The organism is Chitinophaga sp. RAB17, assembly GCF_052114225.1.
Classification (GTDB): domain Bacteria; phylum Bacteroidota; class Bacteroidia; order Chitinophagales; family Chitinophagaceae; genus Chitinophaga.
In genome coordinates this window covers 208,884-235,000 of the sequence record NZ_JBFREI010000005.1, presented here as the reverse complement: position 1 = coordinate 235,000, position 26,117 = coordinate 208,884, and the positions used below count along the sequence as shown (strand labels likewise).

Genomic DNA, 26,117 nt, shown 5'->3' with positions numbered 1-26,117 from the left:
ACAAAATAACAAGCACCGGCCTGCTTCTTCAGATGGTGTCAGGAATAGGAGTGTATCTTTCATAAATTTAAAAGTAGTAAAATTAATTTACCAATCCCAAAAACGCTGCTACCTGTAAATCCTTGTCAGGCGGGCTGAGCCTGCTTATTGTCTTAGTTCCCTTTTACGCGAGTATAACGGAAACGGATCATCGCATTTTCTGTTTCTGAAGAAGACACTTTTAATTCATAACGTTTATCGCTCGTTAAAATAATCATTTTGGCAGTATTGGGAGGAATATCGCCTAAGTTGTTGGCGTGCAGTATGAGCTCCTGTACTTCTCTGCCGGGGTCGGCCATCAGTTGCAGACGTAGCGATTTGGCGGTTAGTTCCTGCCGGTCTGCTACTTTGACGCCGTTAAAATAAACAGTGACTGTATCGTGATCGATAGTACCGTAATCGTATAGGCTGATGTCAATCGCGGGATCACTGATCTGGTAAGATCCCTGTAAGCTGTTCCTGCGCTTGCTGACAGCACTGCTGTCGGTCGGCGTTGTATGTGGTCCGATGGTTGGTTTGTCGCTGTCGGCAGCCGTCAGTGTTGGTCTTTTAGTGTTAGCGGGTGTGTTTTTGGAGGTTGTCAATGCAGTGCTCACCGGCTGTGTGGTATCCGTTGGCAGGTTTTTTTTATCCGTCAACGCCTGGCTGATGGACTTACCACTGCCAGGTAATTTCAGTTGCGCTATTTCCGTGTCTGTAAGTTTGGATAGCCGGATGAATCTTTTGCTATGTACTTTTCCTGTGTATTTTGAATAGGAGGTAATGTTGCCCTGCAACACTATTTCCCCGTCAATGTCAAACCATTTCAGGCTGAGATCCGCGAGGCGGGCACTATATTTTTGGGGGATGGTGAGTTGATTGAATGTTGTTTCTTTAAAAAGCCAGTTGTCCGCGCTATTATTCCGCAGGCCTGCAATGGTCAATTCTCCATAAAGGGTGGGCGTTTCATAAAACCAGGAAGTGCCGGTATACTGTCCGGTGTTTGTTTCCTGTAACTGCATGATGTAGATGCCATCCATGCCAGCCCAGCCATCGTAATCAGTGGCGGTATAGCCTTTCCATACACCCTGCAGGTTTTGTGCATGAGTGAGGAATGAAAGGAAAACAAAAAGACCGGTAATCAATAAAGTTTTGTAGCTGGTTAACATATGGACAAATATAATCCATTCAGGAATTGACTGGTACTTGGAGGGGTTGTTCCATATGCAGTCGCCTGAACAGCAACCCACCTATGCCGATGGTGATAACACCCTGCAACAGAACTGTGTTGGGAGTACCAATCAGTTGAGACATTGCGCCTACGAGGAGTCCGCCGAGTGGTTGCATACCAAAAAATGCCATCGCATAAAAGCTGATCACACGTCCGCGCATGGAAGGATCTACTGTAGTTTGGATGAGGGTGTTGCTGATAGTGATCTGTGACATCATACCGAAACCTGCAAGGGTAGCAAATACCAGCGCAATGGGATAATAGGTGGAGTGAGAAAATAATACGAGGCCGGCGCCGAAAATCAGCGTGTTGATGGCCAGTATTTTTCTCAGGTTTTTTCCCGGTTTCAGCGACGCCAGGAAAATGGCGCCACAGAAGGCGCCCAGCCCGATGGCGCTGTCTATCACCCCGAAGGTAGAAGCGGTACCTTTAAAAATATCTTTGGCATATACCGGCATCAGTGTGGTATAAGGCAATACCAGCAGGCTAATGGAGGCCAGTGTTAATAATATTAAAGAGATGGCAGGCGTTTCCCGGATATAGGTAAACCCTTCTTTCAGCTCACCTGCTATATTTTTGGTGCGTATTTTAGGCGTATAGGCAGGTAGCTTCATTTGCAGGAGTGAGCCTATTACCGCAATAAAACTGATGGCATTCAGACCGAAGCAAATGTCTTCCCCAAACTTTTCCAATGCCAGTCCGGCTATGCCCGGACCTATCAGCCGGGAAAGATTTACCATGGAAGAATTCAGTGCCAGCGCATTTGGGAGATCTGCTTTATTGTCTACCATTTCATATACGAGTGACTGCCGGGCGGGTACATCGAATGCGTTGATCACGCCGAGGAAGGCGCTCAGGCCAATGATTTCCCACACGGAATAACGCTGAAAGTAAATTAAAACCGTTAGTAAAATAGCTTGTACCATAGAGGCTACCTGTGTGAGCAGCAATAGCTTGTAACGGTTGTACCGGTCAGATGCGACACCACCCAGAAAAGAAAAAACAAAGGAGGGGAACATGCTCGCAAAGAGGGTGAGCCCCAGCATAAATTTAGAATGGGTTTGAGAATAGATCACCCAGCTGACAGCGGTTTTCTGCATCCAGGTACCAATGAGGGAAATGGATTGACCGCTGAAATATAGCCTGTAATTGCGGCTTTTAAATGCACTGAAGGTACTGATGTTCATTTTTTATCGGCGCTTTTACTCATAATCCACCAGCCTGGCCAAAGGAGCCAATGCTGCCTGCAGGATCGCCTGCTCTTCTTTTGTACATACGTTGGCAATGGCTTTGCTCAACCACTCATCGCGTTCCCGTCTTACTTTCTGAATCCGTTCTTTGCCGGCAGCCGACAACGAAATATGTATTTTCCGTTTGTCGCTGTCAGACGGTGTTCTGGTAATTAAATGCAGGGCAGCAAGATGCTGGAGTAATTGGCCCATAGATTGGGGCGTCATTTTTTCCATGACCGCCAGTTCTGCTGAAAGCAGCTGTTGGTGCTGGTCCAGCAACACCAGCACAGAGCGCTCACTTTGCGACAGCTGTTCGTTGGCCGGTGAAAGCTTTCGCAGCTTGCGGATGAGTCTTGCCAGCAGGGGACGAAGCTGGGCCGCCAGCAAATCCTGATTTTTAGATGGCATGATTTGTAAGGTAAAGTTATAAGTTTACCTTACAAATATAGGATATTCAGTTGAGGTTTATACAATAGGGAAGATGGATATTTATTAAGCTATTTTAATGAAGGCGATAAGGGATGCGCCTATTGAGTGTATGATCTGGTTACTTACTTCCCCGAAAAACGACTCAGCGTTTCCCTCGATACCCCCAGGTAAGCTGCAATCAAAGATTTGGGTACCCGCTGAAACAATAAGGGATACTGGGCCAGCAGTAGTTCATAGCGCGACTGTGCATCGTTATTTAAAAGTGTTAGGATTCTTTGCTGAAGCGCCACAAACCCGGAGGTGGTTTTCATCCTGGAAAAATGTTCTACTTTATGCGATTCCGCGCATAGCTTTTTTTTGTTTTCGGCAGAAAAGCATAGCAGCGTGGTTTCTTCCAGGCAATCAATATTGAGCGTGGCCTTTGTCTGATTTACATATGCCTGGTAATCCGTGATCCACCAGTCTTCCATCGCAAACTGTAAAATATGTTCCTTCCCCGTTTCATTGGTATAAGAGGCCTTTAGCAAACCTTTGACTACAAAATATTCATGTAATACCTCATTGCCTTCCTGTACCAGAAACTGGTGCTTCTTTAACTTTTTAGTGGTGAAGTAAGACAGGATATGATCAAACTCTGCATCCGTTAAGGGTACAATGGCTTCCATATGCCGTCTTAATGCGATACTCATAGTGATGCTGTTTTCGGCCGCAAAATAATGTTTAAAGTGATCTGGATCACTATTTAATAGTGACCTGCCTCCTTTTTCAGGCAGAGATTATGTGTCAATTTTGGTGAAAATTAAACAAATGAAAAAAGGTATATGGCTGCTGCTTTGCTCCTTTATTGGTTTTCAGGGATACAGTCAAAGTAAAACAACTCATATGAAAAAGAAAATATTAATCGTAGTAACATCTTTCGATGAAGTAAAAAGTACCGGCAATAAAACCGGCACCTGGATAGAAGAACTGGCAACGCCGTATTACCAGTTAACAGACCTGGGATATACCGTGACCATTGCATCTCCCAAAGGAGGCAAAGGCCCCGTTGATCCCAAAAGTATCCGGCCGGAATTCAGTACAGAGGCGGTAAAGCGTTTCTATAATGATGTTGCTGCTCAGCAACAACTGGATCATACGGTGCGCTTAAATGAAGTGCAGGAAAAGGACTATGATGCGATTTTTTATCCTGGTGGTCATGGTCCTATGTGGGATCTGCCGGAGAACGCATTATCCATTAAATTGATTGCGGATTTTTATGAAGCCGGCAAACCGGTAGCATTGGTATGTCATGCACCGGCCGCATTGAAAAACGTAAAAGATAAAAGCGGAGCGGCCCTGATCAAAGGAAAGCAGGTAGCAGGGTTTACCAATAGCGAAGAAATAGCAGGACAAACTACGCATGAAGTGCCGTTTATGCTGGAAGACATGTTGAAAGAAGAGGGCGGGGAATATGTAAAAGGAGCCGATTGGCAACCATTTGCCGTGTCTGCAGGTAACCTGATCACAGGACAGAATCCTGCTTCGGCCAAATTAGTAGGAGAGAGACTGATCGCTGCATTGCAGGGGAAATAAATGCCGGTCATTTTTTAAAAAAGCGTGCTGTCCTGGTCATCAGAACAGCACGCTTTTTCAATTCTTTATATACCGTCAGGTTACGGGAGACCTCAGCGTTTATCTACATCTTGTCAATACCCTCAAAATATCTAAAAGCAAAGTGAATGGTATCTCCTTTTCACGCATGAACAACACCCGTAGCAGGAGACAATAATTGTATGTTACGGATAATGCCACTTGCATAAAGAGATCTTGGCAAACCAGCTGACGCCCGGAAGTTGTCACCATCACACCAGTTTCGGATGGAGTTTATGATAATATAAGTAGGATACCACCAGGCTGGCAAAAAATGTTAAGTGACCTATTTCAATCAGGATGCTGTCGCCGCTGGATAAGTGTGCTACCGCTGCTGAGATAAGGGTGATGCCAAAACCAAAGTAGGCAAACTCCTTCAGCTTTGCGGGTACAAAAGGAATCAGCAATGCCAGGGAGCCCAATAGTTTAGCGATGGTGAGCTCTATGCGGAACCAGTTAGGCAAGCCCAAATGAGCAAAAGCACCTTTCATTTCCGGGTTGAAAGCAAAGTTATAGGCACTCCACAACATCACCCCAGTGAGAATTCCTGTAGCTATCCAGTATATGATTTTGTCTTTTTTCATGCTAGTTGAATTTAAACACGCTTAACAGGATAATGATAAAAATGCAAACGATTTGTGTGAGGTGAAACAGGTGTAAGTTACCTTTCACTTTTTCAGGAATCCCTGTATCGGCTGCCAATGCTTTTTTGAGTTTGGTCCGCTGCCGTAGCCCTACAAACAGGGTATTGGCAATCACTAACAGTACCAGTCCAAACTTGATCCGGAACCAGATCTGCTCGCCGTATACACCGCTGGTCATGAACATAATGCCTATGCCGGAAATAATGATTATCCCGATACCTATGCGCATGATGATAGGGAAGAAAGACATGGCCTGTAATACCGCTGGTGCTTTGGTGGCGTCCAGCGCATATTGTTTCCAGAACTGTCTGATGCCGATGAAGTCAGCAATGGTGGATCCTGCGAAGAGGAGAAATCCTATGAGATGTAGTACGACCAGGCTTTGATAAAGGTGTTGCGTTGACATTTGTTGGATATTTGTTTATAATAATATCGAAGTAATTTATGTAAATGTATAACGGAATTATAGTAAAAACAAAATTTCCGAAGTATTTTTTATATTATTGCTTCGGAAATAATACAACTGTTACATGAACAAAGCTGTGGCGCTTATTACAGCATGGGGAGCTTTTGATGAGAATCATCCGGAAAGCACCCTGGAAGAATTTTGCCGGCACTACCTGGCTAATGCAAAAAAAGAGGCGGAATTCCCGCCCGTAGGCCGTTTTCTCCCTGTTAGCAGTGATGGCGTATTGATGCGTGCTATTGGCCGGATTTTTAAGCTGCACACCATTTATACGGTAGCCGCTCTGGATGGCACCGGCATTAATAACATCGACGAGTATTCCCTGCTTAACACCGTAGCACAACTAAAGGAACCCCGGAAAACGGAAGCGATCTATGCTGCTCTGCAGGAACTTTCTACCGGTACCGATAAGCTGAACCGCCTGAAGAAACTGGGCTACCTGGCAGAATATGATGATAAGGAAGATAAACGCTCCAAACGACTGAAAGTAACACCGAAAGGAGAAAAGGTACTGGTAACGTGCAGGAAGCGGATCAGTCAACTGGCGCAGATCATGTTTCATGACCTGACAGAAGATGATAAACAATTATGTTTTCAATTACTGAAGGGAGTGGAGTCGAAATTCACAGGTATCTGGCAATCCCATAAAGGGAAAGAGTTTGAGGAAATTTACGGGGAGATCGTATTGGGGAAAGAAGAATAGTGTAAAAATTACGAATTACGAATTACGAATTACGGAGTTGTGGGTAGATGGTGAACACGAAGATCATCATTCGCGAATATCTACCCACAACTCCGTAATTCGTAATTCCTAATTCGTAATTCCTACTTCGCTACATCCATGCAGTAAGTAACGCAATGCCAAACACTTTTGAAATCTTTCCCTTCATGCTGCCCACTGGTGGCTTCTGTGTAAGTACCTTCCAGCATATAACGGCCAGGCCATGCCGGCGAAAACGTGATATCGCCCTGTTGTCCGGTCTTGAATTTTTTTGCCCATCCTTCGGGTGACTGAACAGTTACCTCACCTGCTGCAGGCACGGCTTTTTTGTAGCTCAGCTGTACCTTTTCCGGCTGATGAAGTTTGGGTGCTTTGCTATGATTTGCCAGCAGTGCAAAATCCGTATATGCCTGCACGTTATCAGTTCCTTTCAGAGAACCATTCACTTTCACCAATCCCAGGGCATAGTAATGAATCTTACTTTCTCCGTAAACAGCCTGCACCGTATGATCGATCGATAAAACATGTGTACCTGCTACCTTGGGTGTAAATGTGGCCTTGAAATGATTGCCATCCGGCACAACGGTCAGTGCTTCTTTTTGTCCGTCTGGTGTAACCAGGTACAGCGTAAATGCAGTCATATTGCTGAACCAGTTTTGTATAGAGTCGCGCTGGTTATCTGCATATTCACCCAGGAAAACTTTTACTTCCTGTGGTTGCCCGATTTTGCCGGTGGTAACAGTTTCTATCCAAAGGGCATGGGCAAACAGGGATTGAAGGCTACAGCATAAAATAACAGAAAACAGGAGTTTTTTCATTCGTATTTGATTTATATGGTAATGAGAATAATCAGCGGCAAAATTACCACTCCAGGGGTAGGATCCCGGAGCCAATGAGGAAAATGATTTACGCAATCGGGAAAAATAATAGTAGCCGGGGACGAACTATTCCAATGTTCCAAGGTATTGTGCAAATCTTTGCAGGTCCTGGTTGACAGATCTTACTGTAGATTGTAATTCATTCAACATGGAGGCGCGGGTATGCAGGTTATCCGCTTTATATGTGCCACCACTTCCAAAAAACAGCTGTTCATCGGAAGTGCTCAGGGGACCACCAAGATCATATTTCTCCCAACGCTTCCGGATGCTCACCGCCAGTGAAAACTGACCGCTGTTACTGAAATGTTTTTCTGTGAGTATATACCAGGTGAAAGATGGATAAATGGCAGAGGTATCCGGCGTGTACCAGATATCATGCAATACATTTCGTTCATGCGTTAGCGTCATTTTTTTACGGGCAGCGTTAATCGTCATGGCGCCCAATCCGGCAGATAAAAGACCTCCGGTAATGGCCACTGCATTCTGTGGTCCATCATTTTTAATAGCTACAGTAGCGATGGTGGTAATGGCGCCCACTATAATAGATGCTACAGTTAGCCGGGTATTTCTTTTACTGTTGAAATTATCCAGGTACCGGGCCAGTTGATCCGCTCTTTCTCCTTCGCAATCCAGTTCAGCAGCTACACCGGCAATTTCCATGGTGGCCAGTAACAACCGGTGATGTATCTGTGATCTGATTTCTGCTCTGCTCATACTGCCGCCCACCGAGCTATCGGCTACGAACGTTTTCAGGCGTTGTATAAGCGCAAGCGTACCGGTAGCATTGGCCATCAGTATTTCATGTGGCGGCATGTCTTTATGGGCGGCCAACAGCGAATCAGTATTGCTAACCGGGGTGGAGGCAGGGTGACTGTAGGCGGCTGCCGGGGCGCAGTAGTCGCCGGTGATATGCAGGGTTGTACTATTGATGACCTGGCCGGTTTTACAGGCTTGCAGCCAACAGCCGAACAGGCAGGTCCAAAGCCACGGAAAGCAGATTGTTTTCATCTCCATTATTTAGCGTGTTGACATCTCCCGTACTATCTACAAAAAAACAGACAGGTTGTTCAACACTACTATCATTTACCGGTTGGTGATGGCATCTACTTTTCCATCCACCAGGTGAATGGTTTGATCAGACCGGGCGGCAATATCTTCATCATGTGTCACCATCAGGATTGTTTGCCCTTTTTCTGCAGATAGTTTTTTAAACAGGTCAAATACCACGGCAGAATTATAACTATCGAGGTTGCCTGTAGGCTCATCTCCCATGATGATCAATGGTTCGTTGATGAGTGCGCGGGCAATGGCTATCCGTTGTTGCTGTCCGCCGGAAAGGAGGGAGGCCCGCTTATACGCCTGGTCGGCTACCCCGAGGAGTTTTAATAATTCCATGGCGTGATGTTCGGTTTCAGCAGGACTATATTTTCTCAGTTTCAGCGCAGGCAGCATCACGTTTCTCAGCACGGTGAATTCTGCCAGCAGGTAATGAAACTGGAATACGAAACCGATATGGTGATTCCTGAAATCGGCCAGCCAGGGATTACTTTTTCCGTGCATTTCTTCCCGGTTAATGCGAATGCTGCCTTCAAAGTCCCTATCCATGGTAGATAGCAGGTATAGTAGGGTAGACTTGCCACTACCTGATTTACCGGTGATAGCAATGAACTTCCCTTTCTCTATATCAAAACTTACATCGGTGAGCACCTGCATTTTTGCCGGTTGCAGAAAATATTTATTGAGATTTTTAATGGATATCAGCTGCATGGTTTAGCCTCTTAAAATGGTGATGGGATCTACCCGGGATGCTTTACGTGATGGCAGGTAACCCGCAAGGGTAGTGGTAATAATGCCGAAAGAGAATCCGGTGATATAATACATCATATCAAAACTTACCGGCAAATGATCGAGCGTAATCATCACATCACTCTTATAAGGCATTTTAGAAATACCCCAGGAACAGAGAAATCCAAACACCAGTCCCAGCAAAGCCCCTGTGATACCAATGATCAATGCCTGTATGAGAAATATCCAACGAATGTCTGCATCAGAAAACCCCATCGCTTTCAGGATGGCGATGTCTTTCATCTTTTCATAGATCATCATGGTGAGGATATTAAAGATGCCGAAACCTGCTACCAGCAGAATGGTAACGGCTACCCCATATACGATCATACTGCGTAATACGTCGCCCTGGAGAATGGCGGCATTATCCTGTTTCCAATCGGACCCCTGGTAGTCGTATTTCTGCTCCAGCTCCAGCGCCAGGGGCGGCGCCAGTTCCATATCATGCAATTTGATTCTGATGTCAGTGATATAGGCAGCAGGTACACCCAGAAAGCGTTGTACCGTATTCAAACTGGCATAGCTTTGTTGTTTGTCGATGTCCGTCATCCCGGTTTTAAAGGTACCTACCACGGTGACATAAAAGCTGTTGCCATTTTCTGTTGTCAACGCCAGCCGGTCACCGGTTTTTACATTCAGTTTTTTAGCAAGACCAACCCCCATTACAATACTGTTGGGCAGCGTGGATAGTTCCTTGAAGCTACCATCTACCAGTTTGGATTGCAGATTAAACAAGCTGTTTTCAGCCTCGAACTCAATACCATTCATAATGCCATTGATAGTGCTGGAGCCCAACCGGTAAAACACCTGTGTATGGATGGAGCCGGAGATAGCGCTGATGCGTGGATCCTGTTCCAGTGTTTGCACAACATGTTTACCATCTTTCAAACTTGACAACACATCTTTGGGCCTTACATGTTCTACTACATTGATGGTGCTGGTTGACACATTGTCGAGGATGGTACCGGGCGTAGCCTGTACTTCATTGTACAGGCGCAGGTGTGGTGACTGATCAAACGCAATAGCGCGGATGTATTCATTGGAGCCGGTAATAAAGCTCACCATAAATACAAATACCGTGATGCCAATGGTGACGCCTACCGTAGCAACGATGGTTTGTTTGAGCCGGCTGCGCATATGTGTAAGTGCAATGGATGCTGCCAGCTGTAAGTCCGTTAGTATTTTCATGGCTTACTCTTTTTTAGCGATGATATCTCCTGCATGTAATCCGGCAGTAACCTCTACCCAGTCGCCGTTCCTGGCGCGGGTGCTGATGGCGGCTTTTTGTAGTGCTTTTCCTTGTTGCAGGTATATGCTGTCGCCCTTTAACAGGTAGTCTGATGGTATCATTAAGGCGGTGATGTTTTCCCGGATAACGATATTGGCTTCTACAGAAGATTGTGGGTAGAAGGTGTTGCTATCCTGCACGGCGGCTTCCACCTGGAAACTCCTGCTTTCCTTTTGGAGTACCGGAATAATTTTATCGATGCTGGCGGTAAATTGTTTGCCGGGATATACATCGGTTTCGAAATATACTTTTTGCCCGGTTTTAATTTTGCTGATGTCGCGTTCATCTACCAGTAATTCCAGTTTAAATTTTCCAGGGAGACCTACCAGGAGCACAGGACTATTGAGTTCGACCAGTTCCCCTTCCTTTGGATACACTTTAAACACGCTGCCATTTACGGGACTTTTCAGTACTTTCCCTTCTCTGACCTGCTGACTGGCGACGAACTGTTGACGGCTTTGCAGGAGCTTATCCGTCAGCTCATTTTTTTGTGCGAGGTATCGTTGTTGTAAGGATTGGTAGTTGCGCAGACTATTAGCGGCATCCAGCCTTTTTTGTTCGGCGTCTTTTTCAGACACGGCTTTATCTTTGGCGAGGTCGGTATACCGCGCTGCATTTACGGCATCCTGTTCATATTGCTGTTGTGCCTGCGCGATCTTTTCTTTCAGTTCATTCAGCGGGGCGGATCCATCTGCCGCATTGCTGCCGGCGAGTGTCACCTGGCTATGGCGTATATCCAGTTCCGTTAGCTGGCCTGGTGTGCCGAGAACGGCCTGTACTTCATTTTTGCTGATGGTATCGCCTTCTTTTACTTTCAGTTGCAGGAGCAGATCTGTGCTGTTTGATTTCAGAAAATAATAAGCCTGTGGCATGATTTCGCCGGATGCATATACAGCTTCATTCAGTGAACGTTGCTGCACCGTGTAAGTAGCGGTTTTTTTCTTGCAGGCAATGGCCAGGGCAGCTATTCCTGCTATTATTAAAAGCTTTTTCATGCAAGGTTATTTATTTTGTAAATAATTTATTTCCGTGTAATGCCTGAAGAAATCCATCCTGGCTTCGTTCAGCTGTTCTTCCGCTTCGTAGCGTTCTTTCTGTACGTCTTTCAGTTGAATCATATCAATAATGCCTTTATTGATTTTCAGGGTGGAGAGTTGTTCATTTTCTGCTGCCAGCCGGATGTTTTCCTGCTGTACTTGTATGGTCCTGGCAGCCTGCTCCAGCAGTGATTTTTCCTGTTGGTATTTCTTTTCCTGTTCGGCAGTATAGTTTTTAAACTGAGACTCGGCAGCTTGCCGGCGGGCTTTTTCACTGCGGGGTTTATAGACGATGTTTGCGAATGACAAGGGCATGCTGAGGTGCAAACCCACAAAGCCTACGGAGAACCAGGGAGAGCGGGTGATGAAATTACTTTTATCGCCGAAGCCCAGTTGTTCCCAGGTGCCTTTTATATGCAGTACCGGGTACCAGGCCGACAAGGCCGTACGATAATTTTGCTGCGCGATGCTTACTTTTAATTGTTCGGCTTCATAGTCTGGCAGTTGCTGTGCAGCAAATCCGCTGATGGCAAGCGGAGGGAGCTGGCCTGCAGGCACGAGTGGGAGGGAGTCTTCCAGCGGAAAGCCCATCCAGAATTTCAGGTCCAGGTAACTCTGTTGTAATGCTGTAGCAGCTTTCCCGTTTTCCACTTCCCGGTTTTTCAGCAGGGTAGTGGATTGGTTAAATACAATTTTATCGGTCAGTCCTTTATTATACTGTAAGGTGATCAGCGCGTGCATATGCTGATAATTTTCATACAGTTGTTGGGTAATGCTGGCGTATTCAGCTTGTTGCTGCACACTGTAAAATGCGATGCGCACGTTTTTCAGCAGTGTTTGCAGGAGGGCTTTGTAGTCACTTTGTTGCGACTGTTGTTGTAAACGGGCCAGCTTCATACGTTGCCAGGTTTGTACATCAAGTAGGGGGAGGTCCGCATCGGCGCCATAGGTACCCATCCAGGGTGTTCCCATTCTTACCGGGACGAAGGTGCCGGCTGGTTGGTCCACCAGCTCTCCGGGGAATACCTGTACTGGAATTTTCCAGTAGTTGTCTACGGATCCTTTCAGTGTGATTTCCGGAAGTAGTTGGGCGGTGGCTGTTTTGCGGTCCTCCGTAGCTGCTTGTATTGACTGGCGTTGGGAGAGAAGATTGTTGTTATGAACTGTGGCGTATTCCAGGCAGTTTTCAAGCGTCCATTGCGGAGCATTGTTGCTGGCAGGCATAGTTTGCCCTGTTGCTATCCGGGCATGGATAGCCAACCACAGTAGTAGGATACCTGTTTTCATCTTATGTAATTGAATTTCTTTTAGTTCTGAATTTAAAGAACTAATGTTGGCAAAAAAAAACGGTTATTTGTTTTTCTTTTTTTCCTCCACTGTTCTTTTCCATCTTTCCAGGATCAATGGAATTTCGAACAGCATCATTTTGTATAACCCTGATATTTCTTCCAGCTCGTCGTTGAAGTCGTCATTGGCCTGTCGGATACTTCTTACATCATCGAGGATAGTATAAAACTCTTTTATTTTTTTAGACAGGTAATCTTCGCTGAACATCGTTTTTATGCTAATGGAAAAATAGCGCTTACGTTGTCCACCAATGGTTTTGGCGTCTACCATTTTTACCGCTTCCAGCATTTTGAGCGCATTGGAAACCGCGCTTTTACTCACGCCAAAGTATTCCACCATTTGTTCAAAGGTAGCCTGATGTTGTTCGCTCAGCATCAGGTACACAAATACCCTTGCCGCCACTGGTGTAAGGCCCATGGCTTCCATGGTAGCACTATGTTGTTCTATCTTTGCCCTGTATTTTTCCAATATCGTTTTTAATGTCCGGGAGTAAAGGTATAAAAGATATTTGGTTTTCTTACTGGAGAACCAAATATTTTTAGACCCCGGTGAAGACTTGAGAGAAAAGTTGCTTATCCTTCTTTTTGCCACCAACACTATTGAAAACTTAGTGGCGGAGACATTATTTGAAAAATTGGTTTTTATTCCTTTAACATTTTTATTACCTTATTACCTTATTGCCTTAGAGGATTGTAAAAAAAGAAGATCAAACATATGAACAATAATGCTACGGAAAGAGCTAAAATGCCCACAGGCGACAGCAGTGTTTTAGACAGCAGAAGTTTGACCAACAGCTATGCCACGCTGATTCCCGTTCTTCAGAAAGGGATGCGTGTGCTGGACGTTGGCTGTGGCACCGGGGCTATATCTGCCGGGATAGCAGCAGCCGTAGGCAGTACCGGAACAGTGGTAGGGATAGACAGCAGTGCGCATCTGATTGCCAAAGGAAAGGATGATCACGCCGATCTTCCCCAACTGACATTAATAGAAGCGGATTTATTTACGTACGATCCCGCCGAAAAATTTGATCTCATCGTTTCTGCCCGCGTGCTGCAATGGTTGAGCAACCCCGCAGCCGCCCTGCTAAAATTCAAATCCCTGCTGAAGCCCGGTGGTATCATTTCTATACTGGACTACAATCATACTCAGCTGCAATGGACACCCGCACCACCGGTGAGCATGCAACAATTTTATCAGTCATTCCTCGACTGGCGCGCAGATGCCGGTATGGACAACAACATGGCCGATCATCTGCCCGGTATCTTCGAACAACTGGGCTTTCACAATATTACCACTATACCTGCCGATGAAGTGTATAAAAAGAGCACCCATTCTTTCGTGGAAAAAGCGGGCATCTGGACTAAAGTAGCTGAATTAAGAGGCCCGCAAATGGTGACCAGTGGCTTTATTACAGAGGCAGCACGTCTAACAGCGATCACTGAATATAATGCCTGGGTACAAGAAGGTGCAGAAGAGATGGTGATGAAGTTGAAAGAGGTGAGGGCTACAGTGTAAGAAGGAGAAATTATGCAAAGAGGCATATACTGGCTGGAGAAGTTCAGTAACGGCGCTGTGTTATGCATCATCATCGCTGATGTGTCCGTGTATAGTTAATCCATACTTCCGCTATAATCGCATGCACGGTAAACCCAATCCAGAAAGCAGTGCCAAAAAATACCTGCGGCGGTAAACCAGACAAAGCGAAGAACAGCACAATGATAGGTCGTACCGTACTTACGGCGAGTCCTACCGCAAATGCGCGGATCATCCATTTCCGGTGCAATGGAACGTTTCTGTGGATAATATGCCAGCAGGCTTTACTGAGCGATACCAGGAAAAAGATGCTGAATAAGATACTCGCTGCGGCCTCATTTACGCCGCCAATCGGCAACATGATAAAGGGCATACATAAAGCCGAAATTCCCACAATGTAAGCACATGCCACATATACTCTGCCACTGATGCGGTGAAAAGAGAGGTGCCGCTCCCGGATCCCCGGCATGAATTGCCAGGGCCCCAGCAACATCACCATCATGCCGGGTAGTATATGCATGAGCGTTAGTACCGGATGATGACTGAAGCCGGTATCGAAAGGCGCGGCGCCGGAAGGATTGAATGAAGCGATCAGCCCGGCCATGGCCAGGGTTCTTCTGATCACCATCGCAATACCAATAGCAGTCAGAAAAAATACCCCGATACGTAATAGGAGTGTTGTTCTTTTTCGGTTCATAAGTCAAGCCGTATGATGAACCTAAATGTAATACTTGCCACAAAAGCGGAGCAGGGAAGTCTATAAGCAGGGACCTTGCCGCGACAGGAATGGGAAAAGCCGCGATATTATCGGTCACTCCTGTATCAAAACCGAACATATTAATAAAAAAATGTTCCTTAAATTGTTGATCTGCACCTCCGCTGACCGTGGCATACTTTTTACCACCTTCGGATAGCTGATAACTACTGTCATGATAAGAAACTATTTCCGGATTGCCTGGCGTAATCTGATCCGTAACAAAGCTTTTTCTACTATTAATATTATGGGACTTGCCCTCGGGGTGACCTGCAGTCTGTTAATGATACTATGGATACAGGACGAAAGAAGCATGGATCAATTTCATGCAAATGATGATTACCTGTACCAGGTATACGTACGGCAATCGTATGATGGTAAAGTAGATGGAGGCTATCTTACGCAGGGGCCATTGGCGGAGGCGTTGAAAAAAGAGGTGCCGGAAGTGGAGTGTGCCAGCGGGATACAATTCTATCCACCCGTTGCTTTCCAGGCAAATGATAAAATATTGAAAATGGCGGGTGGTTATGCCGGGGCCGACTTTCTCCGGATGTTTAGCTATCCCTTATTGCAGGGAACAAAAGAGACTGCATTGAGTAAACCCGGTACCATTGCCATTTCCAGGCATATGGCCGAATTGTTTTTTGGCAGCCCGGAAAAAGCCATAGGACGGACAGGTCATCCGGTATGAAGATACCACCAGCCTGGCTGTTAGCGCGGTATTTGAAGTGCCTGCCAACTCTTCCCAGCAATTTGATTTTCTTCGTACCTGGGATGATTTTGTAAAATCCAATGTGTGGGCAAAAACCTGGGGCAGTTTTAGTCCTGCTACGTATATACAACTCCGTGCTCAGGCAGACCGCGATAAAGTAGCCGCCAAAATAAAAGATTTCGTTTACAACTATCAGCCTAAGGCCAAGGAATCCTCTACAGAACTTGGTTTGCAACGGTACAGCGAAAAGTACCTGCATAGCATGTTTGAAGATGGACAGCCTGCAGGTGGCCGGATTTCCTATGTAAAGATGTTTACACTGCTGGCCATCTTTATCCTGCTGATTGCCTGTATCAACTTTATGAACCTGGCTACTGCCTACTCCGCCAAAAGAGCAAAGGAAGTAGGTGTGAGAAAAGTGGTGGGGGCAAGGCGTGGTGTATTGATTACCCAGTTCATTGGAGAGGCCATGTTATTGGCGGCCATTGCAACCGTAATAGCGGTATTGATGGCCATCTTGCTAATACCTGCATTTAATCAGCTGAGTGGAAAACAACTCTCCATACCATTTGGCAGTGCTGCTTTCTGGAGTACTTTAGCCGGACTGCTACTGCTGACAGGCTTTGTAGCAGGTAGCTATCCCGCCCTGTTTTTATCTTCCCTGAATCCTGTAAGGGTGTTGAAAGGAAGTTTGAAATTCAGTAACGGCGCTACTTATTTTCGTAAGGGACTGGTAGTATTTCAGTTTAGTTTGTCTATTGTACTCATAGTCGGCATGATAGTAATCTACCGGCAAATGGATTATATACAAACGAAGAACCTGGGCTACGACCGGCAGAACCTTCTCTACATCCCAATTGAAGGAGAGCTGATCAGCAAATACGATGTATTTAAGGAACAGACGGGCAACTTACCCGGTGTGTTGGCGATATCTAAAATGAAAGAAAACCCAACGGTGATTGAACATCACAAAGGTGGCATCAACTGGACAGGTAAGGCTCCCGATCAGGAAGTTTCCTTTGCGGATGCTGCAGTAGGCTATGATTTCGTAAAAACTATGCACCTTCAAATGCTGGATGGGCGGGATTTTTCAAGGGACTTCGGGAATGATTCAGGAAGTTATATTCTCAATGAGGCTGCCATAAAAAAAATAGGGTATACCAATCCTATAGGACAACCCTTTACACTGGGAAATGTGCAGGGAAAAATTATAGGAGTGCTGAAAGACTTCCACTTCACTTCCATGCATGATGCGATAGCGCCACTGGTGATTCGTTTGGATGAACATCCAAAATGGGGCAACATCCTGGTACGTATAGAAGCCGGTAAAACAAAGACGGTGCTGGCAGGTCTGGCAGGTATCTGTAAAAATGTGAATCCTAATTTTCCTTTTACCTACCAGTTTTCTGATCAGGAATATGCGAAGTTGTATAGGAGTGAAGAGATGGTGAGTCAACTATGTAACTACTTTGCTTTCCTAGCGATTTTCATTTCCTGTCTTGGTTTGTTTGGATTGGCCATGTTTACCGCAGCACAACGTACCAAAGAAATCGGCGTAAGAAAAGTGTTGGGTGCTTCTGAATCCAACATTTTTGTATTGCTTTCTTCCAGCTTCCTGCAGCCGGTGATACTCAGTATGGCGCTTGCTTTTCCGTTGGCCTGGTTTGCGATGAGTCAGTGGCTGAAACATTTTGCATATAAGATTGATCTGGACTGGTGGATCTTTGGATTGGCGGGTGTGGTAACTATCTTCATTGCATTGCTGACCGTTAGTTTCCAGAGTATCCGGGCGGCCCTGGTGAATCCGGTGAAAAGCCTGAAGTCAGAGTAAGGGCTGCCTGCTTTTGGGGCACTATTTCCACGGAATTTGCTGAAATAGGCGCCACTGGCTATGGCACGTGGATTGCCGGTATGTTGGTAAACATACTGATTATGAAAGTACTTGGCATCATCCTGATTGTTGCGGGTATCGCAATGATCGTTTTCAGAGGGTTCTCTGTTCAAACTCAAAAGAAAGTGGTCGATATAGGGCCTGTTGAAATTAATAAGAAAGAAAATAAGTGGATCGGCTGGCCTACCTATGCGGGCGGATTGGTGGCAGTAGCGGGTGTGGTGTTGCTGCTGGCCGGTAAGAAAAAAGATTAGCAAATAGGGAGATGTCCTGCAGTTTCGGGTTACTATGAAGAAATTGCAGGACGAATGCCTCAGGCATATTCACGTATCCTGTTTTCCAGGTCTTCGATGAAGTCGTCTTCCCTGGCTCTTTCCGCATTCAATTTTCTCGCTTCACTAAAAAGCAGTTCTTTACTTAGTTCCAGCGACCGTAGTACATCCCGCCAGAAGAGCACTCTTTCTGCTGGTGTATGACAGGGGCCATCCACATCATTCTTAAACCGATCCGGATCAATGATGAGTAAATCCTGGGCGGCAATGCCTACTTCTTTTGCTTTCGCTTCCAGCTGATCCCTCTGTTCCTGGTTATCGAACCAATGTTCGCCATTATCGTTGTCCAACGCAAAGTAACGACCTATCCACACCACTTCGTTCCACTCTGTAAGACCCAGGTAATCCGCCATTTTTTTGTAGGCAGGGTTCACTACGAAGCAGTCGAGGAAATCAATGTATTCGAAAATCCTGATTGTTTTCATGTAGCAGGTATTTTTTAGAAGAAGTGATAAAGTGTATATTTACATTTGTAAAGATACATCATAACCCGATGGAAGTGTTGAAAGCCCAATCCTGAAAACCTTATTCCTGATGCCCGCAGCCGCTATTCACATCAAGTATCCCAAAGTAGATCTTATTTTTTGTGGTTCATTGTCCGCACTGGGCGTAATCCTTTTACTGTTCAACATTCGCCGTTTTGATTATCCCTTTATTTTTTTGGGAGGAGCAGGTATGGCAGGGATCCTTTTATTGTTAAGCTTACATTTTTGGGTGGGCTTATGGCGTAATCAACCCGTGATGAAGATTGATGCTACCGGTATTTATTACCAAAAGCAAGTATGGACCTGGGACGCGGTCCTGAGCTTTCGAACGGTGACAATATGTGCAAATACAAGTGGTGATACCCGGGATCAGCGGTTTTTAATGATTAAAAGCTGGGATAAAAAAAGAGACACTTCTATTTTTCTTACAGCACTCAATGTGGATGAGCAACAGGTGCGGCAATGGGTAAGTGAGTATTGTCCGCTTCCCAAACCCATTGACGAAGGTCATTTTCAAGCCTAACAATGTTACAGCTGTGCTTTTCTCCGCAGCCGGCTCAGTGTTTCAGGTGTCATACCCATCATAGAAGCAAGGTATTGCAGTGGTACCTGGTTAAACAGCTCGCCGTGCTGTTCCTGCATGGCTTTGTAGCGTTGCTCCGCTGTCATGGATAGCAGGTTGAAAACCCGGTCTTCCATCAGGTTAAAACAGCGTGCGATGAATAGCTTTTCCAGCAGGTGCCATTGAGGAAGATGCTGTCCTATATTGTTATAATCCTTTTTGTCGATCGTATAAAATTCGCAATCCGCTAGCGCCACGATGTTCCATTTAGAAGGCTTGTCGAAGATGATGCCTGCAAGATCAGTCACAAAATATCCCTGGGAGGAAATCCATTGAGTGATTTCTTTCTCTGCTGTGGTGGCATAGATCCGGAGCAATCCGGATTTATGAAAACTCAATTTATCACATATGCGGCCGGCCTTCAGAAAGTATTCTCCTTTTGCCAGTGTAGTGAGTTGAAAAAAGGAAGTGATGCCGGCGATCTCTTCTTTCGGTACACCAAAGTAGCCATTGATGTATTGTGCTAGTTCTGTCAACGCGTAATATTTTATCAGAAAGATAGGTGATTTCCTTACATACATACACCCTGTTTAAAAAATATTATCTTTAGCTCATGTTGATTTTATATGCCGGCTTCAGGTGTGTTACATAATAACATTGATGTTTTTAAGAGGTTGTTTGATAAATGCAAAACCGGTTATACAGCTATATATTATAGCTCACACGTTCAGCGGATGATGGAGAAGGAATAACGCAGGAAATCTTTATTAAGAACTGGATTTCTCACGACATGCTGGCAAAAGCGGAAAATCTGGAACATTATCCCTTCACCATGGCCCACAACCGTACCATTTCTTTTTTTGCGGGGGCAGCAGTAGACATGAAGCTGTTGCAGCATTGGCAGATGGATACAGATGGCAACCCGGCGGAAAGCAGGCTCGCCAGATAGAACAGCAATTACCTACAATACATTAACGACTCCCCTCGGAGGCATCTTTCGGGTGCAGTTGCCGGACGGCAGCAGGTGTGGCTGAATGCAGGATCTTCTTTAAAGTATCCGCTGCCGCTTACCGGGGGCAACAGGAAGTGATCCTCACCGGCGAGGCTTATTTTAAAGTGGAACACAATGCAAAAATGCCGTTCCGTTTGCAGGGAAGTGAAATTTAAAATACAGGTGACGGTTATAAAAATATAGCATGAAGAGGATAGAAAAGACAGTTTTTTTGTTGGTATGCAGTCTTTGTTGTTGCATACAGATACAGGCGCAGCGGACACCCAGGTACCCTACTTATAAAGGATTGGTGATGGCGGGCTACCAGGGCTGGTTTAATACGCCCGGCGACAGCGCCGGCAGGGGATGGCATCACTATGAGAGAAGAGGGACATTCAAACCAGGGTCTTGTGAAATTGATTTCTGGCCGGATGTAAGTGAATATAAGATTACCTATCCCACTGACTTTAGTTTCGCAGATGGTAAGCCCGCAGCAGTGTTCAGCCCACATGATGCCTCTACGGTAGCCCTACATTTTAAATGGATGAAAGACTATGGCATCGATGGCGTATTCATGCAGCGGTTTGTAGCAGAAATCAGAAATCCGAGTGGCAAGCGTCATTTTAATACTGTATTGGATAACGCGATGACAGCGGCTAAAAAGTACGACCGCGCCATCGCTGTGATGTATGACCTCAGCGGTATGCGTCCGGGGGAAGAACAGCTGGTATTAAATGACCTGGACGAGCTGAGCACCAAATATGATTTGTTGCATGGCAGCAAAAGTCCTACCTACCTGCATCATAATGGAAAACCATTTATTGTGATCTGGGGAGTTGGCTTTAACGATCGCAGGGCATATGGTTTGAAAGAGGCAGAAACCTTGCTGGATGCCATGAAAGCCAAAGGATTCAGTGTGATGCTGGGAGTGCCTACTTACTGGCGGGAGTTGAGACAGGATGCCGTAAACGATGAGGGGCTGCACCGGCTGATTAAAAAAACAGATGTAATTATGCCCTGGTTTGTAGGCCGGTATAATGGCAAAAGTTATGATGGTTTCAAGGGATTGGTAAAAGAAGATATTACCTGGTGTAAGAATAATGGCGTGGATTATGTGCCGTTGGCGTTTCCCGGTTTTTCCTGGAAAAATATGAACGGTCCCAAAGCCAATACCATACCGAGAGAGCGGGGCACTTTTTTCTGGCGGCAGATAGCCGGTGCAAAAGATGCCGGCGCCGAGATGTTGTACGTAGCCATGTTTGATGAAATGAATGAAGGTACGTCTATCTTCAAATGCGCTACCAATGATCGTTTGCCATTGAATGGCGACGGCTCCTTTACCGGCATAGAAACTGATCTGGGCAGTGATTATTACCTATGGCTAACGGGGCAGGCTGCACGTTGGTTTAAAGGAAAAGGTATTTATAATGATCAGATTCCGGTAAGAAAATAAATCCCGTTATGAATATAAAAACAGGGAGATGCATGGTGTTGATTATCCTGCTGTAGGCAGGTATCTGCTCAGGAACAGTTTGGGGCAGACTTTCCTGCGTCAACGTGGCATGATGGGCTTACCCATTGCGAGCCTGGATCTATGGCTGCATAATAATAGCAGCGCTGTAGAAGCTGCCTGCAAAAGAGCTGGTGGCAAGATGAAGCTGGTGATTAGAAAGAATGAGGGTTATTTCCTGGATGAAGCAGCTATGGCGGCGGTTATGCAGGATTTTACGGATACTATGCTTTCTGACAAAGGATAGTAAATATAACAGCTAAGATTATACGAAAAGTACTTTTATGCTTATTAATATGTAAGAAATACGCAGTGTCTGTTTTTGATTTTTTTTAAGAGGAAAGGTGTTTTCTTCCAGTATTTTATTGAAGAAAGAAAGTATTTTATCCTTTATCTGGTAAGGTATTCAGATGTTAATGTTATGCAAAATAAATTAGGATATTTTTCGTTAAAACTTTGGATTTTAGAATAACACATCGTATTTTAGTACAGTTAAAACGTTTTAGCAGTCCCGATCAGTAAAAATTAAAAAGAATTCCAAAATTATGATGTAGTATTACTTTGATCAGAAGAAAAATTCCACGATTTCCACGTTACAGGCATTTGTTTCTCTCTTTTACTCAGGTTCAATTGTACAATCAGTTTTCCGCAGGTTTTACCAGTCTCATATCATTTAGCTAAGATCAACCAGGAATCACTCTTCCCGGAAGAATAGCAGGTATCAGACCATCTGGAAAAAAATACAATCGAGCGCTTATTAAAATGTGGTTGAACAAATCAGCTGCGTATTTTATTTATTAACTGAAAATTATCCGGTAAGTCCTGGCGGGCTATTGCTTTGCCTTGAAGTTATCCGGTGTCTTTGTCCAGGCATTTATCTGCCGGGTACGCAAAAAGCGTCCAGGAACTTTATTAGTGTGGCATTGCTGAACATCTCAACTGAAATTTTACTTCCCGGGTAGTATGGAACGCTATCCCTGTTCCATTCACCAGGCTCTATTTACGTGCAAACATCTGACGTCATGAAAATTCCAGGCAGTTAACAGGTAACCGTTAATGACACGGTAATGCAGGTGGTGAGCCATCAGCACATCGCTGATATGGCGAAACTTCGTGCATTACTTTAACTGGTATCCGACCACCGGATACCGGAACAGGATCTCTTTTTCAATACTTTTTTCTACCTGCATACAGGTATCGGATATGTCATGCCATTTGTTTTAAAAGTAACAGTAGTTAGGATTGCTAATTATATAAAATAAAATAGGAGTACGGAAATATAAGAAGGTGTAATGAGTGCTTCCGATTAAAAATTCATTATTGAATATGAAACAATTAAACAACATTCTGTTTATTATTCTTTGCGTAGCGGCATATATGGTACAAACCATGGGCAAATCCACGGCTGCAGTCAGAGGAGCTTCACTTATGAAAGTAGCCACACCTGCACCACCAGACACCACCCGGGGAATGGTGGGTTATTATTTTCAGGACGCATCCGGTGGAGGACATTTTACATCGCTCATATTTGACAGGGTGGATCCCAACTTCTGGATCAACTGGGGCAACAACTCACCCGATCCCAGGATTACACCCGATAACTTTTCGGTACGCTGGAAAGGATTGTTCCGGGTGCCGGCAACAGGTACCTATACTTTCAACTCCAATGCGGATGATGGTTTTAAATTCGTGATCAAGGATTATGCTAACCGGGAAGCCGATGGAGGAAAAGTAGTGATGGACAATGGCGGCGGCTGTTGCCGTGATTTCAATGGGAGCGTAGACCTGGTAGCCGGAAAACTATACCCGATCGAAATTGAATATTTCGAAGGTGGTGGTGGCGCCAACATTATGTACTTCAAATGGACAGGTCCAGGCATTGCACAACAGCAGGTACCGGAAGAATACTTCTATGCTATTTTGCCTGTAGCCGCTGCAAGGCCCAAAATAACACCAGACCGCGGCTTGTTTGAAGGTCGTGTAGATGTGCTGCTGAGTACCACCACCGTTGGTGGAGTGATCCGCTACACACTGGATGGTACTACGCCTACGATTAACTCGCCGGTATTTGATCCGCTGAAAGATACCATTAAACTTACCGCCACTACGACGGTGAAGGCCAGTACCTACAAGGATAATATGTATGTGTCGGAAGTATCTACTGCATTGCTTAGTGTTACGCCACCTGCATTGCCTAATCCTGTATTTGTACCTTCAGCAGGCATTTACAGCGATCCGGTGAAAATAGCGGTTGATATCGCCGTACCCGGTTCCACTATTTATTATACCGTAGATGGCAGTACGCCTTCTACTGCATCTTTGTTATACACTGACAGTATCCATGTAGACTCCACCATGCGTATCCGCACTTTTGCCGTGAAAGAAGGCCGCTCGCCCTCGGCGGTGATGGCTGCTACCTATACCATTCTGCCGCAGGGTGTAAAACAACCGGTTTTCAACGTTCCCTCCGGCACTTATCCTGCTGCGCAGGATGTGGCCATCAGCAGCGGAACACCCGGTGCAGTGATACGCTATGCCGTTGGTGATCAGGTACTGAATTCCAATTCTCCTGTATATACTGCCCCGGTGAAGATCACTGCCAGCACTACACTGAGAGCCTATGCAACCGCAGACGGTATTGCGGATTCCAAAGTAACGACAGCAACTTACGTGATCGGGAATAACGATGCGGTGGTAAAGACGCCACAGTTCACCTTACCGGGCGGCGCTTACAATGGAGTACGACAGATTGGTTTATATACTGATACAAAAGACGCCGTAATCTATTATACCCTCGATGGTTCCGTACCGAATGAAAACAGCACGGCCTACTTTACACTGATCCAGGTAACTGACAGCATGACCATCAACGCGATTGCGATGAAGTCGGGCATGAAAAATTCAGCAGTGGCTACTGCTACCTATATTATTTCGGGAGAAGCCAAAGATACATCGCGTATCAGCACCAGTCTGCCAACAGGCCATCTGTTTATTACGCCCAATCCTGCTACGGATGTGGCGCGTATCAGCTGGACCGGTCTGATCACCACCAGGGATGGATTTCGTGTGGTGATTACCGATAGCAGGGGAGCAGTAGTGAATACCACGGTGATCACCAACGGATATACCTATTACAACATTAACACCACTACACTTTCAGATGGAGTGTACTTCGTAAAAGTGCAGTCAGGCAGTTCGGTGGCGAAAGGGAAACTGATCGTTTCTCACTAACATATTCAGCGCAATAAACAACTATGTATAATCAGGTGATCACGGACAGCAATGAATGCAGTGACGGTATCATGACTATATAAATTAATTGAAATGATGTATCCAGGTTATAATCAGGAAAAAAGGGAGCTATTGCTACCCGGTGAATTTACATCAGCAACGCCGGTGTTACCCGCATACCGCTGGCTGCTGGCGGGACTGCTGGCGCTGTCCCTGTTGTTTGCGGGACAGCGGGCAAACGCACAACTACACTATGGTGGTACGGATGGTCGTACCAATGCAGTCAATACCGCCGTGCCATTTCTCCGCATTACACCCGATGCCCGCCGTGCAGCATTGGGGGATGCCGGCATCGCTTTATCGCCCGATGCCAATGCTGTCTTCTTCAACCTTTCACAAATATCATTTGCTGCGGCAGAAAAGGGTGTTTCCGCCAGTTTTACCCCCTGGCTGAGGTCAATGGCCAGCGATGTGTATTTGGGCGATATTTCGGCCTACAGGAAGCTGGATGAAAACCAGGCTGTGGGAGTGGGCTTCCGTTACTTTAACCTGGGTAGTGTGCAGCTGGCAGATTTTCAGGGCAATGACCAGGGCAATGTACGCCCCGGCGAGTTTGCACTGGATGCAGGCTATGCCCGCAAACTATCTGAACACTGGTCTATGGGCGTGGCCTTCCGCTATATCCATTCCAAACTTGCTTCCGGCGCCAAAGCCGGTGGCATAGGTGCTTACAAGGCAGGTAATGCTTTTGCCGGTGACCTGAGTGCTACCTATACTTCCGTAAAAGAATATGCCGGCGATCAGAAAGGGACCTGGAGATTCGGAGCGGTGCTATCAAACATCGGAACCAAAATTTCCTATTCTACCGACAGCCAGGATAAGTATTTCCTGCCGGCCAACCTCGGACTGGGCGGTGGATACACCTATCAGCTGGATGGCAAAAATGCGCTGACGCTCACACTCGACATCAACAAACTGATGGTGCCTACACCAGACACCGTGGATGGCAACAAAGACGGAGTTCCGGACTTCAGACAGAAAGGAATACTCAGTGGCACCTTCGGCTCTTTCGGTGACGCGCCGGGTGGCATGAAGGAAGAACTCCATGAACTGATGTATTCCACCGGACTGGAATATACGTATGGTGACCTGCTGGCGCTGCGTGCAGGCTATTACAACGAACATAAAACAAAAGGTAGCCGGAAATACCTGACGGCAGGCTTCGGACTGAAGTATAAGATCGCCGGACTGGATTTTTCCTACCTGATACCTGCCGGCGGCGATCCTTTGCACCCATTGGCCAACACGTTACGCATCACATTGTCTGCCACATGGTAACAGGTCAGCGTAA

General features: G+C 45.7%; 29 protein-coding genes. 13 read left to right on the top strand and 16 right to left on the bottom strand.

Annotation, left to right across the window (positions count from 1 at the left end; translation table 11 throughout):
- Positions 1-152: 152 nt before the first annotated feature.
- From AB4Z08_RS18785 to AB4Z08_RS18770, 4 genes are all read right to left on the bottom strand, one after another.
- A complete protein-coding gene (locus AB4Z08_RS18785) occupies positions 153-1,187 on the bottom strand; it encodes a hypothetical protein (RefSeq protein ID WP_441575304.1) in 1,035 nt (344 codons plus the stop codon).
- 19 nt (positions 1,188-1,206) lie between these two features.
- Entirely contained in the window at positions 1,207-2,436 is a 1,230-nt protein-coding gene (locus AB4Z08_RS18780; RefSeq protein ID WP_441575303.1) for an MFS transporter, read from the bottom strand.
- Positions 2,437-2,451: 15 nt separating this feature from the next.
- Positions 2,452-2,889, bottom strand: a complete 438-nt coding sequence (locus AB4Z08_RS18775; RefSeq protein WP_441575302.1) for a MarR family winged helix-turn-helix transcriptional regulator — start codon at positions 2,887-2,889, stop codon at positions 2,452-2,454.
- A gap of 143 nt (positions 2,890-3,032) precedes the next feature.
- The gene (locus AB4Z08_RS18770) at positions 3,033-3,599 is read right to left on the bottom strand and encodes a Crp/Fnr family transcriptional regulator (protein WP_441575301.1); all 567 of its coding nucleotides are present in this window, start codon (positions 3,597-3,599) and stop codon (positions 3,033-3,035) included.
- A gap of 193 nt (positions 3,600-3,792) precedes the next feature.
- Between AB4Z08_RS18770 and AB4Z08_RS18765 the strand changes: the two genes are divergently transcribed.
- The gene (locus tag AB4Z08_RS18765) at positions 3,793-4,482 is read left to right on the top strand and encodes a type 1 glutamine amidotransferase domain-containing protein (protein ID WP_441575300.1); all 690 of its coding nucleotides are present in this window, start codon (positions 3,793-3,795) and stop codon (positions 4,480-4,482) included.
- Between the two features lie 269 nt (positions 4,483-4,751).
- Here the strand turns inward: AB4Z08_RS18765 and AB4Z08_RS18760 are convergent, their stop codons facing one another.
- Positions 4,752-5,123 carry a DoxX family protein gene (locus AB4Z08_RS18760; RefSeq protein ID WP_441575299.1) on the bottom strand — a complete coding sequence of 124 codons (372 nt, stop codon included), beginning with the start codon at positions 5,121-5,123 and terminating at the stop codon, positions 4,752-4,754.
- Position 5,124: 1 nt separating this feature from the next.
- A complete protein-coding gene (locus AB4Z08_RS18755) occupies positions 5,125-5,589 on the bottom strand; it encodes a hypothetical protein (protein ID WP_441575298.1) in 465 nt (154 codons plus the stop codon).
- A gap of 124 nt (positions 5,590-5,713) precedes the next feature.
- On the opposite strand from AB4Z08_RS18755, the gene AB4Z08_RS18750 reads away from it, so the two are divergent.
- Complete coding sequence (locus AB4Z08_RS18750; RefSeq protein WP_441575297.1) at positions 5,714-6,352, top strand: MarR family winged helix-turn-helix transcriptional regulator; 639 nt, start codon at positions 5,714-5,716, stop codon at positions 6,350-6,352.
- A 122-nt stretch (positions 6,353-6,474) separates the two neighbouring features.
- Here the strand turns inward: AB4Z08_RS18750 and AB4Z08_RS18745 are convergent, their stop codons facing one another.
- The 7 genes from AB4Z08_RS18745 to AB4Z08_RS18715 form a co-directional block, all read right to left on the bottom strand.
- The gene (locus tag AB4Z08_RS18745; RefSeq protein ID WP_441575296.1) at positions 6,475-7,188 is read right to left on the bottom strand and encodes a hypothetical protein; all 714 of its coding nucleotides are present in this window, start codon (positions 7,186-7,188) and stop codon (positions 6,475-6,477) included.
- A gap of 126 nt (positions 7,189-7,314) precedes the next feature.
- Positions 7,315-8,256: a hypothetical protein gene (locus AB4Z08_RS18740; protein ID WP_441575295.1), complete on the bottom strand. Its 942-nt coding sequence runs from the start codon at positions 8,254-8,256 to the stop codon at positions 7,315-7,317.
- A 75-nt stretch (positions 8,257-8,331) separates the two neighbouring features.
- On the bottom strand, positions 8,332-9,015 hold the full coding sequence (locus tag AB4Z08_RS18735; protein ID WP_441575294.1) for an ABC transporter ATP-binding protein: 684 nt from the start codon (positions 9,013-9,015) through the stop codon (positions 8,332-8,334).
- Between the two features lie 3 nt (positions 9,016-9,018).
- Entirely contained in the window at positions 9,019-10,281 is a 1,263-nt protein-coding gene (locus AB4Z08_RS18730) for an ABC transporter permease (RefSeq protein WP_441575293.1), read from the bottom strand.
- Positions 10,282-10,284: 3 nt separating this feature from the next.
- The gene (locus AB4Z08_RS18725) at positions 10,285-11,376 is read right to left on the bottom strand and encodes an efflux RND transporter periplasmic adaptor subunit (RefSeq protein ID WP_441575292.1); all 1,092 of its coding nucleotides are present in this window, start codon (positions 11,374-11,376) and stop codon (positions 10,285-10,287) included.
- 6 nt (positions 11,377-11,382) lie between these two features.
- Entirely contained in the window at positions 11,383-12,705 is a 1,323-nt protein-coding gene (locus tag AB4Z08_RS18720) for a TolC family protein (RefSeq protein ID WP_441575291.1), read from the bottom strand.
- Between the two features lie 63 nt (positions 12,706-12,768).
- A complete protein-coding gene (locus AB4Z08_RS18715) occupies positions 12,769-13,233 on the bottom strand; it encodes a GbsR/MarR family transcriptional regulator (RefSeq protein ID WP_441575290.1) in 465 nt (154 codons plus the stop codon).
- 246 nt (positions 13,234-13,479) lie between these two features.
- On the opposite strand from AB4Z08_RS18715, the gene AB4Z08_RS18710 reads away from it, so the two are divergent.
- Positions 13,480-14,280, top strand: coding sequence for a class I SAM-dependent methyltransferase (locus tag AB4Z08_RS18710; RefSeq protein ID WP_441575289.1), 801 nt, complete (start codon positions 13,480-13,482; stop codon positions 14,278-14,280).
- Positions 14,281-14,350: 70 nt separating this feature from the next.
- Here the strand turns inward: AB4Z08_RS18710 and AB4Z08_RS18705 are convergent, their stop codons facing one another.
- Positions 14,351-14,995: a DUF2306 domain-containing protein gene (locus AB4Z08_RS18705; RefSeq protein WP_441575288.1), complete on the bottom strand. Its 645-nt coding sequence runs from the start codon at positions 14,993-14,995 to the stop codon at positions 14,351-14,353.
- A 232-nt stretch (positions 14,996-15,227) separates the two neighbouring features.
- Here AB4Z08_RS18705 and AB4Z08_RS18700 point away from each other — a divergent pair, with 232 nt between their 5' ends.
- The 3 genes from AB4Z08_RS18700 to AB4Z08_RS18690 all read left to right on the top strand — a co-directional run bounded on the left by AB4Z08_RS18700 (position 15,228) and on the right by AB4Z08_RS18690 (position 17,909).
- Positions 15,228-15,743 (top strand): ABC transporter permease, encoded by a 516-nt coding sequence (locus AB4Z08_RS18700; protein WP_441575287.1) that lies wholly within the window; start codon positions 15,228-15,230, stop codon positions 15,741-15,743.
- A gap of 37 nt (positions 15,744-15,780) precedes the next feature.
- Complete coding sequence (locus AB4Z08_RS18695) at positions 15,781-17,595, top strand: FtsX-like permease family protein (protein WP_441575286.1); 1,815 nt, start codon at positions 15,781-15,783, stop codon at positions 17,593-17,595.
- Positions 17,596-17,696: 101 nt separating this feature from the next.
- Positions 17,697-17,909, top strand: a complete 213-nt coding sequence (locus AB4Z08_RS18690; RefSeq protein WP_441575285.1) for a hypothetical protein — start codon at positions 17,697-17,699, stop codon at positions 17,907-17,909.
- Between the two features lie 59 nt (positions 17,910-17,968).
- Here the strand turns inward: AB4Z08_RS18690 and AB4Z08_RS18685 are convergent, their stop codons facing one another.
- Positions 17,969-18,412, bottom strand: coding sequence for a hypothetical protein (locus AB4Z08_RS18685; RefSeq protein ID WP_441575284.1), 444 nt, complete (start codon positions 18,410-18,412; stop codon positions 17,969-17,971).
- A gap of 109 nt (positions 18,413-18,521) precedes the next feature.
- On the opposite strand from AB4Z08_RS18685, the gene AB4Z08_RS18680 reads away from it, so the two are divergent.
- Positions 18,522-18,995 carry a hypothetical protein gene (locus AB4Z08_RS18680; RefSeq protein WP_441575283.1) on the top strand — a complete coding sequence of 158 codons (474 nt, stop codon included), beginning with the start codon at positions 18,522-18,524 and terminating at the stop codon, positions 18,993-18,995.
- Positions 18,996-19,000: 5 nt separating this feature from the next.
- Here the strand turns inward: AB4Z08_RS18680 and AB4Z08_RS18675 are convergent, their stop codons facing one another.
- Positions 19,001-19,570 (bottom strand): Crp/Fnr family transcriptional regulator, encoded by a 570-nt coding sequence (locus AB4Z08_RS18675; protein WP_441575282.1) that lies wholly within the window; start codon positions 19,568-19,570, stop codon positions 19,001-19,003.
- A gap of 254 nt (positions 19,571-19,824) precedes the next feature.
- Between AB4Z08_RS18675 and AB4Z08_RS18670 the strand changes: the two genes are divergently transcribed.
- The 6 genes from AB4Z08_RS18670 to porV all read left to right on the top strand — a co-directional run bounded on the left by AB4Z08_RS18670 (position 19,825) and on the right by porV (position 26,104).
- Positions 19,825-19,983, top strand: a complete 159-nt coding sequence (locus tag AB4Z08_RS18670) for a hypothetical protein (protein ID WP_441575281.1) — start codon at positions 19,825-19,827, stop codon at positions 19,981-19,983.
- Positions 19,984-20,060: 77 nt separating this feature from the next.
- Positions 20,061-20,201: a hypothetical protein gene (locus tag AB4Z08_RS18665; RefSeq protein WP_441575280.1), complete on the top strand. Its 141-nt coding sequence runs from the start codon at positions 20,061-20,063 to the stop codon at positions 20,199-20,201.
- A gap of 29 nt (positions 20,202-20,230) precedes the next feature.
- Complete coding sequence (locus AB4Z08_RS18660) at positions 20,231-21,478, top strand: glycoside hydrolase family 71/99-like protein (RefSeq protein WP_441575279.1); 1,248 nt, start codon at positions 20,231-20,233, stop codon at positions 21,476-21,478.
- Positions 21,479-21,506: 28 nt separating this feature from the next.
- Complete coding sequence (locus AB4Z08_RS18655; protein ID WP_441575278.1) at positions 21,507-21,782, top strand: hypothetical protein; 276 nt, start codon at positions 21,507-21,509, stop codon at positions 21,780-21,782.
- Positions 21,783-22,861: 1,079 nt separating this feature from the next.
- Positions 22,862-24,766 (top strand): chitobiase/beta-hexosaminidase C-terminal domain-containing protein, encoded by a 1,905-nt coding sequence (locus tag AB4Z08_RS18650; protein WP_441575277.1) that lies wholly within the window; start codon positions 22,862-22,864, stop codon positions 24,764-24,766.
- A 93-nt stretch (positions 24,767-24,859) separates the two neighbouring features.
- Positions 24,860-26,104 (top strand): type IX secretion system outer membrane channel protein PorV, encoded by a 1,245-nt coding sequence (gene porV, locus AB4Z08_RS18645; RefSeq protein WP_441575276.1) that lies wholly within the window; start codon positions 24,860-24,862, stop codon positions 26,102-26,104.
- Positions 26,105-26,117 lie beyond the last annotated feature (13 nt).

What these genes read in the sequence shown, in the direction of transcription:
- AB4Z08_RS18785 (WP_441575304.1), bottom strand. Translation starts at nt 1,187, where the DNA reads ATGTTAACCAGCTACAAAACTTTATTGATTACCGGTCTTTTTGTTTTC.
- AB4Z08_RS18680 (WP_441575283.1), top strand. Translation starts at nt 18,522, where the DNA reads ATGCCCGCAGCCGCTATTCACATCAAGTATCCCAAAGTAGATCTTATT.
- AB4Z08_RS18655 (WP_441575278.1), top strand. Translation starts at nt 21,507, where the DNA reads ATGCATGGTGTTGATTATCCTGCTGTAGGCAGGTATCTGCTCAGGAAC.
- AB4Z08_RS18780 (WP_441575303.1), bottom strand. Translation starts at nt 2,436, where the DNA reads ATGAACATCAGTACCTTCAGTGCATTTAAAAGCCGCAATTACAGGCTA.
- AB4Z08_RS18730 (WP_441575293.1), bottom strand. Translation starts at nt 10,281, where the DNA reads ATGAAAATACTAACGGACTTACAGCTGGCAGCATCCATTGCACTTACA.
- AB4Z08_RS18745 (WP_441575296.1), bottom strand. Translation starts at nt 7,188, where the DNA reads ATGAAAAAACTCCTGTTTTCTGTTATTTTATGCTGTAGCCTTCAATCC.
- AB4Z08_RS18760 (WP_441575299.1), bottom strand. Translation starts at nt 5,123, where the DNA reads ATGAAAAAAGACAAAATCATATACTGGATAGCTACAGGAATTCTCACT.
- AB4Z08_RS18700 (WP_441575287.1), top strand. Translation starts at nt 15,228, where the DNA reads ATGATAAGAAACTATTTCCGGATTGCCTGGCGTAATCTGATCCGTAAC.
- porV (WP_441575276.1), top strand. Translation starts at nt 24,860, where the DNA reads ATGATGTATCCAGGTTATAATCAGGAAAAAAGGGAGCTATTGCTACCC.
- AB4Z08_RS18690 (WP_441575285.1), top strand. Translation starts at nt 17,697, where the DNA reads ATGAAAGTACTTGGCATCATCCTGATTGTTGCGGGTATCGCAATGATC.
- AB4Z08_RS18740 (WP_441575295.1), bottom strand. Translation starts at nt 8,256, where the DNA reads ATGAAAACAATCTGCTTTCCGTGGCTTTGGACCTGCCTGTTCGGCTGT.
- AB4Z08_RS18725 (WP_441575292.1), bottom strand. Translation starts at nt 11,376, where the DNA reads ATGAAAAAGCTTTTAATAATAGCAGGAATAGCTGCCCTGGCCATTGCC.
- AB4Z08_RS18750 (WP_441575297.1), top strand. Translation starts at nt 5,714, where the DNA reads ATGAACAAAGCTGTGGCGCTTATTACAGCATGGGGAGCTTTTGATGAG.
- AB4Z08_RS18670 (WP_441575281.1), top strand. Translation starts at nt 19,825, where the DNA reads ATGCTGGCAAAAGCGGAAAATCTGGAACATTATCCCTTCACCATGGCC.
- AB4Z08_RS18775 (WP_441575302.1), bottom strand. Translation starts at nt 2,889, where the DNA reads ATGCCATCTAAAAATCAGGATTTGCTGGCGGCCCAGCTTCGTCCCCTG.
- AB4Z08_RS18660 (WP_441575279.1), top strand. Translation starts at nt 20,231, where the DNA reads ATGAAGAGGATAGAAAAGACAGTTTTTTTGTTGGTATGCAGTCTTTGT.
- AB4Z08_RS18765 (WP_441575300.1), top strand. Translation starts at nt 3,793, where the DNA reads ATGAAAAAGAAAATATTAATCGTAGTAACATCTTTCGATGAAGTAAAA.
- AB4Z08_RS18735 (WP_441575294.1), bottom strand. Translation starts at nt 9,015, where the DNA reads ATGCAGCTGATATCCATTAAAAATCTCAATAAATATTTTCTGCAACCG.
- AB4Z08_RS18705 (WP_441575288.1), bottom strand. Translation starts at nt 14,995, where the DNA reads ATGAACCGAAAAAGAACAACACTCCTATTACGTATCGGGGTATTTTTT.
- AB4Z08_RS18710 (WP_441575289.1), top strand. Translation starts at nt 13,480, where the DNA reads ATGAACAATAATGCTACGGAAAGAGCTAAAATGCCCACAGGCGACAGC.
- AB4Z08_RS18720 (WP_441575291.1), bottom strand. Translation starts at nt 12,705, where the DNA reads ATGAAAACAGGTATCCTACTACTGTGGTTGGCTATCCATGCCCGGATA.
- AB4Z08_RS18650 (WP_441575277.1), top strand. Translation starts at nt 22,862, where the DNA reads ATGAAACAATTAAACAACATTCTGTTTATTATTCTTTGCGTAGCGGCA.
- AB4Z08_RS18755 (WP_441575298.1), bottom strand. Translation starts at nt 5,589, where the DNA reads ATGTCAACGCAACACCTTTATCAAAGCCTGGTCGTACTACATCTCATA.
- AB4Z08_RS18685 (WP_441575284.1), bottom strand. Translation starts at nt 18,412, where the DNA reads ATGAAAACAATCAGGATTTTCGAATACATTGATTTCCTCGACTGCTTC.
- AB4Z08_RS18770 (WP_441575301.1), bottom strand. Translation starts at nt 3,599, where the DNA reads ATGAGTATCGCATTAAGACGGCATATGGAAGCCATTGTACCCTTAACG.